The sequence below is a fragment of the Mesorhizobium sp. USDA 4132 genome, assembly GCF_056279545.1.
On the sequence record NZ_JBWCCP010000001.1, the window covers coordinates 964,712 to 978,208 of the forward strand.

The 13,497-nt window shown below is 62.1% G+C and carries 17 protein-coding genes; 7 read left to right on the top strand and 10 right to left on the bottom strand.

The window, feature by feature from the left end:
- Nucleotides 1-72: 72 nt before the first annotated feature.
- On the bottom strand, nt 73-741 hold the full coding sequence (gene rnhB / locus ACZ9IU_RS04910) for a ribonuclease HII (RefSeq protein ID WP_038540374.1): 669 nt from the start codon (nt 739-741) through the stop codon (nt 73-75).
- Nucleotides 742-910: 169 nt separating this feature from the next.
- Entirely contained in the window at nt 911-2,068 is a 1,158-nt protein-coding gene (locus tag ACZ9IU_RS04915) for a PA0069 family radical SAM protein (RefSeq protein ID WP_038540376.1), read from the bottom strand.
- A 132-nt stretch (nt 2,069-2,200) separates the two neighbouring features.
- Here ACZ9IU_RS04915 and ACZ9IU_RS04920 point away from each other — a divergent pair, with 132 nt between their 5' ends.
- The gene (locus ACZ9IU_RS04920) at nt 2,201-2,719 is read left to right on the top strand and encodes a glycosyl transferase (protein ID WP_038540379.1); all 519 of its coding nucleotides are present in this window, start codon (nt 2,201-2,203) and stop codon (nt 2,717-2,719) included.
- Nucleotides 2,720-2,722: 3 nt separating this feature from the next.
- On the opposite strand, the gene moaB is transcribed toward ACZ9IU_RS04920, so the two are convergent.
- The 4 genes from moaB to ACZ9IU_RS04940 all read right to left on the bottom strand — a co-directional run bounded on the left by moaB (nt 2,723) and on the right by ACZ9IU_RS04940 (nt 7,218).
- Nucleotides 2,723-3,271: a molybdenum cofactor biosynthesis protein B gene (moaB, locus tag ACZ9IU_RS04925; RefSeq protein ID WP_038540382.1), complete on the bottom strand. Its 549-nt coding sequence runs from the start codon at nt 3,269-3,271 to the stop codon at nt 2,723-2,725.
- Nucleotides 3,268-4,197, bottom strand: coding sequence for a 4-(cytidine 5'-diphospho)-2-C-methyl-D-erythritol kinase (locus tag ACZ9IU_RS04930; RefSeq protein ID WP_051899652.1), 930 nt, complete (start codon nt 4,195-4,197; stop codon nt 3,268-3,270). Before ACZ9IU_RS04930 ends, moaB begins: the two co-directional genes overlap by 4 nt.
- 5 nt (nt 4,198-4,202) lie before the next feature.
- On the bottom strand, nt 4,203-6,038 hold the full coding sequence (locus ACZ9IU_RS04935; protein ID WP_038540385.1) for a tetratricopeptide repeat protein: 1,836 nt from the start codon (nt 6,036-6,038) through the stop codon (nt 4,203-4,205).
- Between the two features lie 163 nt (nt 6,039-6,201).
- Nucleotides 6,202-7,218, bottom strand: a complete 1,017-nt coding sequence (locus ACZ9IU_RS04940) for a polyprenyl synthetase family protein (protein ID WP_038540388.1) — start codon at nt 7,216-7,218, stop codon at nt 6,202-6,204.
- A gap of 106 nt (nt 7,219-7,324) precedes the next feature.
- Between ACZ9IU_RS04940 and ACZ9IU_RS04945 the strand changes: the two genes are divergently transcribed.
- Nucleotides 7,325-7,546 carry a putative signal transducing protein gene (locus ACZ9IU_RS04945; RefSeq protein ID WP_038540390.1) on the top strand — a complete coding sequence of 74 codons (222 nt, stop codon included), beginning with the start codon at nt 7,325-7,327 and terminating at the stop codon, nt 7,544-7,546.
- Between the two features lie 324 nt (nt 7,547-7,870).
- A complete protein-coding gene (locus tag ACZ9IU_RS04950) occupies nt 7,871-8,671 on the top strand; it encodes a tRNA1(Val) (adenine(37)-N6)-methyltransferase (protein WP_038540393.1) in 801 nt (266 codons plus the stop codon).
- On the opposite strand, the gene ACZ9IU_RS04955 is transcribed toward ACZ9IU_RS04950, so the two are convergent.
- The gene (locus tag ACZ9IU_RS04955) at nt 8,640-9,980 is read right to left on the bottom strand and encodes an Nramp family divalent metal transporter (protein WP_038540396.1); all 1,341 of its coding nucleotides are present in this window, start codon (nt 9,978-9,980) and stop codon (nt 8,640-8,642) included. The two genes, ACZ9IU_RS04950 and ACZ9IU_RS04955, sit on opposite strands and share 32 nt — an antisense overlap.
- Nucleotides 9,981-10,147: 167 nt before the next feature.
- On the opposite strand from ACZ9IU_RS04955, the gene ACZ9IU_RS04960 reads away from it, so the two are divergent.
- The 3 genes from ACZ9IU_RS04960 to ACZ9IU_RS04970 are packed head-to-tail and all read left to right on the top strand — an operon-like array spanning nt 10,148 to nt 11,391.
- Entirely contained in the window at nt 10,148-11,014 is an 867-nt protein-coding gene (locus ACZ9IU_RS04960; RefSeq protein ID WP_038540399.1) for a S49 family peptidase, read from the top strand.
- A gap of 27 nt (nt 11,015-11,041) precedes the next feature.
- The gene (locus tag ACZ9IU_RS04965) at nt 11,042-11,233 is read left to right on the top strand and encodes a hypothetical protein (protein ID WP_038540401.1); all 192 of its coding nucleotides are present in this window, start codon (nt 11,042-11,044) and stop codon (nt 11,231-11,233) included.
- A gap of 5 nt (nt 11,234-11,238) precedes the next feature.
- Nucleotides 11,239-11,391 carry a hypothetical protein gene (locus ACZ9IU_RS04970; RefSeq protein WP_157885076.1) on the top strand — a complete coding sequence of 51 codons (153 nt, stop codon included), beginning with the start codon at nt 11,239-11,241 and terminating at the stop codon, nt 11,389-11,391.
- On the opposite strand, the gene ACZ9IU_RS04975 is transcribed toward ACZ9IU_RS04970, so the two are convergent.
- Together ACZ9IU_RS04975 and ACZ9IU_RS04980 are read right to left on the bottom strand one after the other, a co-directional pair.
- Nucleotides 11,388-11,705 (bottom strand): type II toxin-antitoxin system RelE/ParE family toxin, encoded by a 318-nt coding sequence (locus ACZ9IU_RS04975; RefSeq protein ID WP_038540403.1) that lies wholly within the window; start codon nt 11,703-11,705, stop codon nt 11,388-11,390. The two genes, ACZ9IU_RS04970 and ACZ9IU_RS04975, sit on opposite strands and share 4 nt — an antisense overlap.
- A gap of 3 nt (nt 11,706-11,708) precedes the next feature.
- Nucleotides 11,709-11,990, bottom strand: coding sequence for a hypothetical protein (locus ACZ9IU_RS04980; protein ID WP_038540406.1), 282 nt, complete (start codon nt 11,988-11,990; stop codon nt 11,709-11,711).
- A gap of 145 nt (nt 11,991-12,135) precedes the next feature.
- On the opposite strand from ACZ9IU_RS04980, the gene ACZ9IU_RS04985 reads away from it, so the two are divergent.
- Nucleotides 12,136-13,089 carry a glycine--tRNA ligase subunit alpha gene (locus tag ACZ9IU_RS04985; protein WP_038548790.1) on the top strand — a complete coding sequence of 318 codons (954 nt, stop codon included), beginning with the start codon at nt 12,136-12,138 and terminating at the stop codon, nt 13,087-13,089.
- A 30-nt stretch (nt 13,090-13,119) separates the two neighbouring features.
- Here the strand turns inward: ACZ9IU_RS04985 and ACZ9IU_RS04990 are convergent, their stop codons facing one another.
- Nucleotides 13,120-13,317, bottom strand: a complete 198-nt coding sequence (locus ACZ9IU_RS04990) for a hypothetical protein (protein ID WP_038540409.1) — start codon at nt 13,315-13,317, stop codon at nt 13,120-13,122.
- Nucleotides 13,318-13,497: the final 180 nt, after the last annotated feature.

Here is a 13,497-nt window from a genome sequence, read left to right on the forward strand (position 1 = left end):
TTTCCAAAAGGCCGGGCGAAAAACCCGGCCTTTTTTTTGTTTTTGGAGAATGAACGAAGGGCCTGCCGCGCATCAAGTCTCCGGCAGCTCATCCTTCTTCAGCGGCCGAAAGCTCATCCGGTGCAGCGAGCAGGGGCCGTGCACCTCTATGCCGGCGCGGTGCTGTGCCGTCCCGTAACCGACGTGATTGGCAAACCCGTAAGCCGGGAAAACCAGGTGGGCGCGGGTCATCATCCGGTCGCGGGTGACTTTTGCGATGATCGAGGCAGCGGCAATCGACACGGAGCGGGCATCACCCTTGATGACCGCCTTGCCGGGGCAGCAGAGGCCCTGCGGCACGTCGCGGCCATCGGCGAGCACATAGGCCGGGGTGACGGCAAGGCCGGCCACAGCGCGGCGCATGGCATCGAGGCTAGCGCGCAGGATGTTGCGTTCGTCGATATGGCGTGGGCTGGAGGCGGCGATCGAAACTTCGGCGGTCGCCATGATCGCCTCGAACAGGATTTCCCGCTGGCTGGCGGTCAATTGCTTGGAATCGTTGAGGCCGTCCGGGATATTGTCGGGGTCGAGGATGACTGCGGCGGCAACGACCGGGCCTGCCAGCGGACCGCGCCCCGCCTCGTCGGTGCCAGCGACCGGCCAATGGCCGGCCTGGCGTGCCACAAGTTCTAGACTGAAATCCGGAACCAGCGGGATGTCTTCGAAAAGCATCGGAGAATCGGGCGACGTGCGAGGTAACATGGCGGCAACCTCGCACGTCGTCCCGACCTCCTGCAACCCCCGGCCAAGCGATTGCGGCGTCGCTATCCACCGAGGGGCGGCGGTGGAACCCGGGGTATTTTTCCGACGCGGGGACAGGGCGGGTCGCGTCGGAAATCGGAATCTGCAATCGAACCGGAATAAGGTCCGGTCAGAGCAGCGAGAGCTGGATGCCGCCGCCGTCTGGGCGCAGGAAGATGTCGTCGCGCAGCGGCAGACCGCGCCGGACCATGCCGAGCCGTTTGGTCGCCATCTCGAAACGGCGGCCGATCTGCCAGGCATAGGGACCGGCGCCCTTCATCCGCTTGCCCCATTCGGCGTCGTAATCCTTGCCGCCGCGCATCGAGCGGACGAGCGACATCACATGCCGGTAGCGGTCCGGATAGTTCTGCAGCAGCCAGTCGCGGAAGAGGGGGCTCACTTCCAGCGGCAACCGCAGCAGCACATAGCTTGCCTCCGTCGCCCCGGCCGCATGGCCGGCGTCGAGGATCCGCTCGATCTCATGGTCGTTGAGCGCCGGGATGACGGGTGCCACCATGACCGCGGTCGGAATGCCGGCATCGGTCAACGCCTTGATGGCAGTGAGGCGCTTGGGAGGGGTCGAGGCGCGCGGCTCCATGGTGCGGGCAAGCTTGCGGTCGAGTGTGGTCACCGAAATCCCGACCTTCGCGAGCCCCTTGGATGCCATGTCGGCAAGAATGTCGATGTCGCGGGTGATCAGCGCCGACTTGGTGACGATCGCGACGGGATGATTGGCCTTCTGCAGCACTTCGAGGATCTGCCGCATGATCCGCCATTCCCGCTCGATCGGCTGATAGGGATCCGTATTGGTGCCGATCGCGATCGCCCGCACCTTGTAGTCCGGGCGGCTCAGCTCCCGTTCGAGCAGTTTTGGCACGTCAGGCTTGGCGAACAGCTTCGATTCGAAATCAAGGCCCGGGGAAAGCCCCATGAAACTGTGCGTCGGCCGGGCAAAGCAGTAGATGCAGCCATGCTCGCAGCCGCGATAGGGATTGATCGAGCGGTCGAACGAAAGGTCCGGCGATTCGTTGCGGGTGATCGCGGTGCGCGGCTTTTCCACCTGCACCTCGGTCTTGAACGGTTCGAGATCCTCCAGCGTCTGCCAGCCGTCGTCGAAGGCCTCGCGGCGCTCCTCCTCGAAGCGGCCGCTCGGATTGAGCCCCGCGCCGCGTCCGCGACGCCGGTCGATCTCCACCCGAAGACCGGAGGATTGGACCAACGCATCGGCAATATCGGCCGTATGAGCAGGCGCGAAAGCGTCCTGCCGCAATTGATGCAGCTCGTTCATGGGTTAGCTCCTGAAGGGGAAATCCCCGTTCCTGATGATTAAATTCCTAGCGCTGAAATGAGAACATTGCAAGAACAAAATTCGCGGCCCGCGTTTCTGGCGTTCCGTGTTGCGATGCGTTACATGTCAGGAATGCTGACTGTCATCATGGAATGCCGCGATCAGGAATCCGAGCTGGCGCAGACGCTCTCGGTGCTCGTTCCCGCTGCGGTAGAGGGGCTTGTGAGCGATGTCGTGGTGCTCGATCACGGTTCTCGGGATGGTTCCTCCCGCGTCGCCGATGCGGCCGGCTGCCGTTTTTATGGCCATTGGGATATCAAGGATATTTTGCGCGGCGCCCGGGGAGAATGGTTGTTGCTGGTCGAGCCCGGCTCCCGGCCGCAGGGCGGCTGGATCGATGAGGTGATGGAATATATCGCGCTCAACAAGCAGCCGGCCCGCTTCGCGCCGGCCCGCAATTACCGGCGGCCGTTCTTCAAACGCATCGGTCGTGCCGTACCGCCGCTGGAATACGGCATGCTGCTGCCGAAGCGGCAGGCGATCGCGCTGGCAAAATCGGGAATGAACCTGGAAACGCTGGCGCGCGGCCAGAAGGTGTCGAAGCTTTCGAGCGAGATGATCCCGGCCTGGGTGGCGGCTGCGGTCAGGTAGTGCCTATTTGCCGCCGCGCTTCAGGTGCTCGTCGAGCCGCGGCATGATCTCGATAAAATTGCAGGGCATGTGGCGGTAGTCGAGCTGCGCCTTCAGAATACCGTCCCAGGCGTCCTTGCAGGCGCCGGGCGAGCCCGGCAGCACGAAGATGAAGGTGGCGTTCGCCACCCCGCCGGTCGCCCGCGACTGGATCGTCGACGTGCCGATCTTGTCGTAGGAAATCCGGTGGAACACTTCCGAAAAACCGTCCATGCGCTTTTCGAACAGCGGCTCCAGCGCCTCCGGCGTCACGTCCCGGCCGGTAAAGCCCGTGCCGCCTGTGGTGATCACCACGTCGATATCGGGATCGAGCGTCCATTCCCGCACCTGGCCGGCAATCCGGTCCTTGTCGTCGGGCACGATCGCGCGCGCCTTCAGTTCATGGCCGGCTTCCGTAATCCGCGCTACCAGCGTGTCGCCGGACTTGTCGTCGGCAGCGGTCCGCGTGTCGGAGACGGTCAGCACGGCGATGCCGACGGGGATGAAGGAACGGCTGTCGTCGATCCGGTTCATGGGGTTTTCTCAGGGCTGTGGCCAACGGTTCTCACCGCCTGAAAATACCATTCCGGCTTCTGGCCGTTAAGGTTCTCCATCGCCTTTTCCGCCGCTTCGAAGGAAGGAAATATCCCGAAACAGGTGGCGCCCGAACCGGACATCCGCGTCAGCATGGTGCCTTCCGCGCCGATCAGGCTGGAAATCTGGTCGATTTCGCGCACCAGCGAGCGCGCCGGCGGCTCAAGGTCGTTGCGCAGCATCTTCAGAAAGCTGATCCAGTCGCCGTCGAGCGCGCCGATCGGCGAATTGTCCTTCTGGGTCAGGCGGCGGAAGATACCCGGCGTCGAGACCCCGACCAGCGGATTGCCGAGCACCAGCGACAACGAGGGCATGTCGGGAAGGGTAGTTAGCTCTTCGCCTATCCCCCTGGCCATCAGCGGCTCGCCCTTCAGGCACATCGGCACGTCGGCGCCGAGCGAAAGACCAAGCACTGCCAGTTCTTCGGCCGGCAGCCGGGCGTTCCAGAAGCGCATCAGGCCGCGCAGCGTTGCCGCCGCATCCGCCGAACCGCCACCGATACCGGCTGCGACCGGCAGGTTCTTTTCAAGATGAATGGCAACCGGCGGCGCCGAAACGCCTTTATTCTGCAGCGCCTTGCGCAAGAGATCGCGGGCTTTCAGCACGAGATTGCCATGCTTGCCCTCGACGGATGTCGGCAGCAGCGAAGCGAACCGACCGGAAAAGGAAAGACCGTCTGCGTCAGCATCGCTGAAACCGAGCCGATCCCCCGTGTCGGCAAAGGTCACGATACTTTCGAGCAGGTGATAACCGTCGGCCCGCTGGCCGGTCACGTGCAGGGCAAGATTGATCTTGGCGGGCGCGAGTTCGAAAAGGTTCGCCTCGTCGGCGAACCGGCTGTCGGATGACAAATTGCCCAGAAACATGGGCGTCAGGATTTCTTGTCAGGATTGGCCGGCGCCGGCGGAGCGGGCGCTACGGGTTCGGACGGGCTGCGGTCGGCAGTCGTCGCGTTCGGATCGAGCGGGGGCAGGCCCTTCTCGATCTTCTCCTTGATCTGCTCGCGGTTGATATCCTCGCCTTCCGAGATCAGCGCCCGGTTCCACTGATAGACGGCTTCGAGCTTGCGCCCGACACGCCAGTAGGAATCGCCCAGATGATCGTTGATCGTCGAATCGCCGGCGCGCAGCTGCACGGCACGTTCGAGCTCGGTCACGGCATCGTCGAACTTGCCCATGCGGAAATAGGCCCAGCCGAGCGAGTCGACGATATAGCCGTCATCCGGCCGCGCATCGACGGCACGCTTGATCATGCCGAGACCCTCGTCGAGGTTCTTGTTCATGTCGACCAGCGAATATCCGAGATAGTTGAGCACCTGCGGCTGTTCAGGGTTGAGTTCCAGCGATTTGCGGAAACTCGGCTCGGCCTTCTCCCAGTTCTTCAGCCGCTCGTAGGCGATGCCGCGCTGGAAGAAGATGGTCCAGTCGCCCGGCTTCGGCACCGGCCCGATGACCTCGGCCGCCTTGTCGTAGGTCTCGGCCATGGTCTTGTAGTCCTTGGCGTCGGAAAGCACGCTGCCATAGGCGATGTAGCTGCGGATGTCCGACGGATCGGATTCGATCAGCGATTTCAGGTGCTGCTTGGCCTCGTTCACCTTGCCGGTGTCGGAAAGCGTCACGCCGAGCTGCAGTTCGGAAATGCGGCGCATCGGCGAATCGGCCGGAACGCTCGCATAGAACTTGATGGCGCGATCGGGCTGCTTGAGCTTTTCGGCGATGCCGCCGAGCAGGATCAGCGTGTCGGCACTCTTGACGTCGAGCGCGTGGGAAATCTGCAGGTAGAGGGAGACCATGTCCTCGGCGCCCTGGCGGTTCAGCGCGCCACCGATCGAAAACAGCACGCCGGCCGCACCTTCGGCGGCGTTGCTCACCTGCTGCTGGGGCTTCTCGCCCTTTTCGATGCTCTGGCGGAGCGCTTTCAGCGGCGCATAATTGGAGACCATGCCGTCACCGACGGAGATCGCATCGAGCGCCTTCTGCTTGTTGCCGGCAGCCGCTTCAAGACGCGCAAGCGCCATGACGGCGCGCATAAACGTGTCCGGCGCGGTGGCGACTGCTTCCTTGTTGGTGACGGCGGTGTTGAGATGCTGCCGTGCGGTGCCGATATCCCCGGTCACCAGCGCCATGGCGCCGAGATGGTAGTCGGTGAATACCTTGTACCAGGGCGGTCCCTTGAGGTTGTTGATGCTGGCCATCGCCTGCTTGCCCTTGCCAGCGCCGACATCCGCCCAGGCGGAGAGGAGCTGGTGGGTCAGCCGGTCGAGATCGTTCGGCCCCTCATAGGCAAGCACTTTCTTGGCGGTGTCGAACTTCTTGTCGCGCAAGGCATCGAGCCCGCGGACGATCTTGGTGATCCGTTCGACGGCGTTGTCATCCTTCAGCGCATTGGCCTCGGCGAGACCCTGGTCGAAATCGCCGTTGAGCAGCAGCGAGATCATCAGCCTCTCGCGGATTTCCAGGTTGGCGGGATCGAAAGCCAGCGCCTTGCGGTAAAGCGCGATCGCGGTGTCGTAGTCGTGGTCGACGTCGGCAGTGCGGGCCGCCAGGAAGGCGCCGGAAAACGTCTTCACATTGCCGGGACCGAACGTCACCGTGTCTTTCACCGCTGGCTTCGCTTCCGCCGTCGCCGCACTGGCCGCCGTTCCGAACATGAGGACGGTTGCGAGCGCCGCGCTGGAGAGCAGAAGAAGGCTGGATTTCCGCCGCATAAAGATGCCTTTCGTAAGAGCATGGCGATTCGGTGAGATACCGCCGCCAATTCCGCCCTATTGATTCACGATAGAATGGCTTTTTTGAAGCAGGTCCGCAAGGAAATCCCCAGCGCCGCATAGGCGCAGCGCCGGTCACACCTTCGTCAACGGACGCCGTATGTCAGTTGACGCGCTGGATCGAGAAGTCGATGACTTCGAGAAGAGCGGCCTTGAGCGGCGAGGCGGGAAGCGGCGCCAGCGCATCGCGGGCGATCGTGCCGTAATGCAGGGCGCGGCCAATCGTGTCGTTCAGGGCCCCGTATTTGTTGATCAATCCGAGCGCCTTTTCGAGGTTCTCGTCGCTGCTTTCGCCCTTCTCGATCGCCTGGCGCCAGAAGGCGCGCTCGGCTTCGGTGCCGCGGCGATAGGAGAGGATGACGGGCAGCGTGATCTTGCCCTCGCGGAAATCGTCGCCGACATTCTTGCCGAGATCGGCCGCCTTGCCGCCGTAATCCAGCGCGTCGTCGACGAGCTGGAAGGCAAGGCCGAGGTTCATGCCGTAGGATTTCAGCGCGCCACGGCCGGCCTTGTCGGCATTGGCGATGATCGGCCCGACTTCCGCGGCGGCGGCAAACAGGGCCGCCGTCTTGGCGCGGATGACCGAAAGATAATCGTCCTCGGTCGTCTCCATGTTCTTGGCGACGGACAGCTGCAGCACTTCGCCCTCGGCGATCACAGAGGCTGCGGCAGACAGCACGTCGAGCGCTTCGAGCGAGCCGACATCCACCATCATCCGGAACGCCTGGCCGAGCAGGAAGTCGCCGACGAGCACGCTGGCCTGGTTTCCCCAGATCATCCGGGCGGTCGAGCGCCCGCGGCGCAGATCGCTTTCGTCCACCACGTCGTCGTGGAGCAGCGTTGCGGTGTGCATGAACTCGACGCTGGTCGCGAGCTTCACATGGCCTTCACCCTGGTAGCCGAACAGCGCCGCAGAGGCGAGCGTCAGCATCGGCCGCAGCCGCTTGCCGCCCGACGAGATCAGGTGATTGGCGACTTCCGGGATCATCTGCACGTCGGAGCCGGCCCTGGACAGGATCAAATGATTGACCCGATCCATGTCCGCCTTGGTCAGATCCACCAGCGGTTTGACGGATGCCAGTTTGTTTTTGCCTTCTTCAAGCGGTATGACGACGCCCAATGTCAGGCCTCCCTATCGAAATCTTTCAAACGACAATAGAAAGAGGCTGATAGTGCGGCAAGCGCAAATCGCATCCCGCCGGATATAATGGGGTAACAAACAAGCCATGCTGGAGATCATCCGCACCAACGACATCGTGATCCTGTCGCTGGCCCAGAGCCTGATGAAGGATGCGGGCATCCATTTCATGGTCGCCGACCAGTCGATGAGCGTGCTCGAAGGCTCGCTCGGGCTTTTGGCACGCCGGCTGATGGTGGATAGCGAACGGGTCGACGAGGCGCGGCGGATTTTGAAGGATGCGGGGCTGGAAGCGGAGCTGCGGCCTTGATGCTTGTGGATCCTCGGTCTTCAGTTTTTCCGGAGCTCTAGCATTGAGCGTTCTCGCGGATCGCCCCCCTCTGCCCTGCCGGGCATCTCCCCCACGGGTGGGGAGATCGGCTGGGCGCACGCTCGCCGCTTCAAATTTGACGTCTCATTCTGCGCACCAACGTGCGGCGTATCTTCTCGCGCATTTTTATCTGGCCTCTCTTCCGGCACGCCGTATTTGGAAGGGCGATGATCACGCCGCTTGTGATCTCCCCACCTGTGGGGGAGATGCCCGGCAGGGCAGAGGGGGGCTACCGGCTACCAGCGCTCAATGGTGTCGCGAAGGATGACCACTCCAACCCATACCATCGACGCCTTCCATCGCGGCCGTTTCCACGTCATGCAGCCGAAGGGGGGCGGGCATCGGTCCGGCGTCGATGCGATGCTGCTTGCCTCGCTGGTCGCCGCCGACAAGCCGGTTAATGTTGCCGATCTCGGCTCCGGCGCCGGCGCTGCGGGCCTTGCGGTCGCCTCGCGGCTGGAACGGGCAAATGTTCTGCTGATCGAGAAATCGCCGCTGATGGCCGATTACGCTCGCAAGACCCTGGAGCTTCCGGAGAATGCCTTCCTTGCCGATCGCGTCGAGGTCCTGGAGGCGGACGTGACGCTCACCGGCAAGCCCCGTCTTGCCGCAGGTCTGGTGGACGAGATCCACGACCACGTCATCATGAACCCGCCCTTCAACGATGCCAGCGACCGCAAGACGCCGGATGCCCTGAAGGCCGAGGCGCATGCGATGACGGAAGACCTGTTCGAAGCCTGGATCCGCACCGCCGGCGCGATCATGAAGCCCGGCGGGCAGTTGTCGCTGATCGCCCGGCCGCAATCGATCGCCGAGATCATCGAAGCCTGCGGCAGGCGTTTCGGCGGGCTGGAAATCACCGCCCTTCATCCCCGGCCCGACGAAAGCGCCACGCGCATCCTCGTCACCGCCGTCAAGGGATCGCGCGCCCGGCTGACATTCCGGGCGCCGCTTTTCGTGCATGGCCCGGATGGCCATGCTTTCTCGGCTTTTGTGGACGACCTGAATAATGGCCGGGCCGCCTATGCCCGCCTCAGCCCGAAACGAAATCCACGAGCAGCTTGACGTTGAGGACGGCGATGACGACGGCGATCAACCAGGCAAGGCCGGAGAGCCAGATCGGCGCCACGAGTTCGCCCATCTTGGCCTTGCTGGCGGTGAACATGACGAGCGGGAAGACCGCGAAGGAAAGCTGCAGGCTGAGCACGACCTGGGTCAGGATCAGTAGCTCGGCCGTGCCCGCATCGCCATACCAGATGGTCACGAACGCGGCCGGGATGATGGCTATCCCCCGCGTGATCAGCCGGCGGATCCATGGCTGCAGCTTCATCTTGAGGAAGCCTTCCATGACGATCTGACCGGCAAGCGTCGCCGTCACCGTCGAATTCAGTCCGCAGCAGAGAAGCGCGATGCCGAACAGCGTCGGCGCGATGGCAAGGCCGAGCAGCGGAGCCAGCAGCGAATGGGCTTCGCCGAGCTCGGCTACCTCCGTCCGGCCGGTGCTGTTGAAGGCGGCTGCCGCGAGGATCAGGATCGAGGCATTGATCAAGAGGGCGAAGCAGAGTGCGACGGTGGAGTCGATCGTCGCAAAGGTCAGCGCCTCCTTCTTTTCCGGCAGGGTGTGGCCATAGTTGCGGGTCTGCACGATGCCGGAATGCAGGTAGAGGTTATGCGGCATGACGGTCGCGCCGAGAATGCCGAGCGCCAGATAGAGCATTTCCGGATTGGTGACGATCTCAGTGGTCGGGAAGAAGCCGCGGATGACGCCGCCCCACTGCGGATCGGCGAGGAAGATCTGGACCGCGAAGCACACGGCGATGACGCCGAGCAGGGTGATGATGAAGGCCTCGACCCAGCGGAAACCCATCTTCTGCAGGTAAAGGATGATGAAGACGTCGAGCGCCGTGATCAGTACGCCGAGCTCCAGTGGGATTCCGAAGATCAGGTTGAGACCGATCGCGGTGCCGATCACCTCGGCGATGTCGGTGGCGATGATGGCGATTTCGGCCAGCGCCCAGAGCGGAATGGAAACCCATTTCGGAAACGCGTCGCGGCAGGCTTGCGCCAGATCTCGGCCCGAAGCGATGGCAAGACGGGCACAGAGCGACTGCAGCACGATCGCCATCACGTTGGACAGCAGCGCGACCGCCAGCAGCGCATAACCGAATTTCGAACCGCCGGCGAGCGAGGTCGCCCAGTTGCCGGGGTCCATGTAGCCGACTGCAACCAGGTAACCCGGGCCGGCGAAGGCAGCCATCCGTCGCCACCGAGATCCGGAGCGCGAGATGTTGACGCTTCGATAGACGTCGGAAAGCGATGCTTCCCCCCGTTTGTTCCGCCAGCCGCTGTCCTGCTTTGAACTTAAGACGTCCATCTTCACCCTATCTCCGTTCGTGGGGGAGATAATGCCTTATTGGAATGATAATGCAAGTCATTCGCAACTAGAAAATCAAAATCCTGCTTTCGGGGGCGCAGCCATTGTGTTTGAAATTCCGTCACATACATGCTCTGGCAGAGCCGAACGCGACAGAAGGAAAAGAAATGGCCGGGTTTTTGAAGAGGTTGATGCCGAAACGGTTCCGTAAGAAGGGGCTGACGATTCCCGTCGTCCGGCTTCACGGAGCGATCATGGCCGGCGGCGGCCAGTTCAAGCAGAGCCTCAACCTGGCCGGCGTGGCGCCAATGCTCGACAAGGCTTTCGCCAAGAAGGATGCCCCGGTCGTCGCGATCTCGATCAATTCGCCGGGCGGCTCACCCGTCCAGTCACGGCTGATCTTCCAGCGCATCCGTTCGCTGGCGGAAGAGAAGGACAAGAAGGTGCTGGTCTTCGTCGAGGATGTCGCGGCCTCGGGCGGCTATATGATCGCGCTTGCTGGCGACGAGATCTTTGCCGATCCGACCTCCATCGTCGGCTCGATCGGTGTCGTTTCCGGCGGGTTCGGCTTTCCGGAACTGCTGCGCAAGATCGGCATCGAGCGCCGCGTCTATACCGCCGGCGAGAACAAGGTGATCCTCGATCCCTTCCAGCCGGAAAAGGAAGGCGACATCGAATACCTGAAGGCGCTGCAGCTCGAAATCCACAAGGTCTTCATCGAGATGGTCAAGATGCGCCGTGGAGAGCGGCTGGCGGACGATGCGACGATCTTTTCCGGCCTGTTCTGGAGCGGGTTGCGTGGCCTCGAGCTCGGCCTGATCGACAGCCTCGGCGACATGCGCGAAGTCCTCAAGCGCCGTTACGGCAAAGATACCAGGCTGGAACTGATCGGCAGCGCCCGCACCCTGTTTGGCCGACGCGTGCCCGGCGTCGTTTTCGGGGAGGGTAAGGCCGGAGAAATCGCCGCGGGCGCAGTCACGGGACTTGCGGCGAGCCTGGAAGAAAAGGCAATGTGGAGCCGCTACGGCCTTTGAGGTCGTCAGGATAGCGCGAGAGGGGAAATGGCGCAGCTTTTATTTCTGATCATCGTCATCGGCGGCGGCTGGATGCTCTACAAGAAGTTCATCAAGGACGCCGAAAAACTGTCATCGCGCACCCGCCGCGAAGAAAAGGAACGCCAGACCGGCGCGATCGGCACCCTGGAACGGGACCCGACGACGGGAGAGTATAGGGTGAAGCGGGATGAGGAATAGGCCTCATGCCCGAGGAGAAGAAGTCTGCCGTGGCAGAGACTGATGCCGACAAAAGACGCGTGGCACTGGAAAAGATTCGTGCTTTCAAGTGGAAGCTTCCGGACGGCTGGAAATTCGATCGCGAGGAAGCCAACAGCCGTGATCCGAATAAGGATTAAAGTCGTTCCTTCACCCGTGAAGTCCAGTCGGACCCTGCATAACTCACACAGAGGATGAAGACCGTTCGAGTCTCGTCATCGACGGTGAAGCATATGACAGCCTTTTCCGCCGCAGGAATTGCCCGTAATCCTGGCAACAAGTCATCTCGAATCGAGCCCATTTTGGGTAAATCGGCCAGCCGGTAGGTCGCCGTTTCGATTTCCGCCAGCTTGCGGTCCGCGGTGATATGCCCGGCATATTCTTCGATGAAACTATAAATATCGATGAGGTCTTGTACGGCTGCGAAGTGGTATTCCAGCCGGTAGATCGACATCACTTAAGCCTTGTACTTTTCGTCAAGCCGTGCGCGGACGCGATCGAACATATTGTCCTTGTCCATGGACACCCACTGATCCCGCGGTAGTTCCGCGCGGCGGCGGATTTCGTCCTTCATGCCGATCAATGGATCGTCGTTGGCGGTACTTTCCTCGTCCCTCAGCAGGCTGTCGATGCCGGCCTCGAGGACTTTTTCGACGGACGGAAACTGACCATCCTCAACGAGTTTTTCAGCAAGCCGCAGGGAGCGTTCGGACAAGGTGAAGCTGTTCTTGACGTTCATGGTCTTTCTCCGGAAGAACGGGCGGACCTTAACATGGATCGTGCCGTTTCGGCATCCCCGCATACCCCTCAAACGCATAAATCCTTGACCCGCGCCCCTGATGCGTGGCACTCGTCCGCATCCTCGAACCGACACAGATATGGCCATGACCGAGCTGCCCGACCACATGTCTCCGACCCGCTCCTTTCAGGGGCTGATCCTCGCGCTCCAGAATTACTGGGCGGACAAGGGCTGCGCGATCCTGCAGCCCTACGACATGGAAGTCGGTGCCGGCACCTTCCATCCGGCCACAACGCTGCGTGCGCTGGGACCGAAGCCGTGGAAGGCCGCCTATGTGCAGCCGTCGCGTCGTCCGTCGGACGGCCGTTACGGCGAAAACCCCAACCGCCTTCAGCACTATTACCAGTTCCAGGTCATCCTGAAGCCGAACCCGCCGAACCTGCAGGAACTCTATCTCGGCTCGCTTGCGGCAATTGGCCTCGATCCGCTGCTGCATGACGTGCGTTTCGTCGAGGACGACTGGGAAAGCCCGACGCTCGGTGCCTGGGGCCTCGGCTGGGAATGCTGGTGCGACGGCATGGAAGTCTCGCAGTTCACCTACTTCCAGCAGGTCTGCGGCATCGAATGCGCGCCGGTTGCGGGTGAGCTGACCTATGGTCTCGAACGTCTCGCCACCTATCTGCAGGGCGTCGACAGCATCTACGAGCTCAATTTCAACGGCCGCGAGGGCGAGGAAAAGATCTCCTATGGCGACGTCTTCCTGCAGGCCGAGCAGGAATATTCCCGCCATAACTTCGAATTCGCCGATACCGCCATGCTGCACCGGCACTTCGTCGATGCCGAGAAGGAATGCCAGGCGCTGCTCGCGGCCGGCGCTCCGGGAGCGAACGCCAACCAGATGCTGCACAAATGCGTCTTCCCGGCCTATGACCAATGCATCAAGGCGTCTCACGTCTTCAATTTGCTGGATGCCCGCGGCGTGATCTCGGTCACCGAACGCCAGAGCTATATCCTGCGCGTCCGCACGCTGGCGAAAGCCTGCGGCGAGGCCTTCCTGATGACCGATGCCGGCGGTGTGAATTTCGGCAAGGCTGCCTGAGTTTGGGTCTGGCCGCGTGTGGCGAACCGTTCAAACGGTCCCAGCCCATTGCGTGCCCAGCTGCCAGACGGGTTTGATGGTCGGATAGGCGCCGGTCGGAAGCTGCCCGGCATAGATCTGCAGAAACCGGCGTGTGCCGGCCGGTGCCGGGGGCTTCATCATGACCCCGTACTGAAAAAACAGCACGGCAAACGCCAGCACATTGGCGGTTCGCACAAGGCACGCCATGGCAATTCCATCCAGATTGTTTTGAGGTGGGGCCGAATCTTTGGAATCGCCCGTTTTCTGTAAGAGAATCTAGGGCATCCGGGCGATCGGAACTTTGCGGTAAGTCAAAAAATTGACCGCGAAAAATAATCGATGACTTCAACCACTTTTTTATACCACGCCTCTACTGTCCCATCGCAA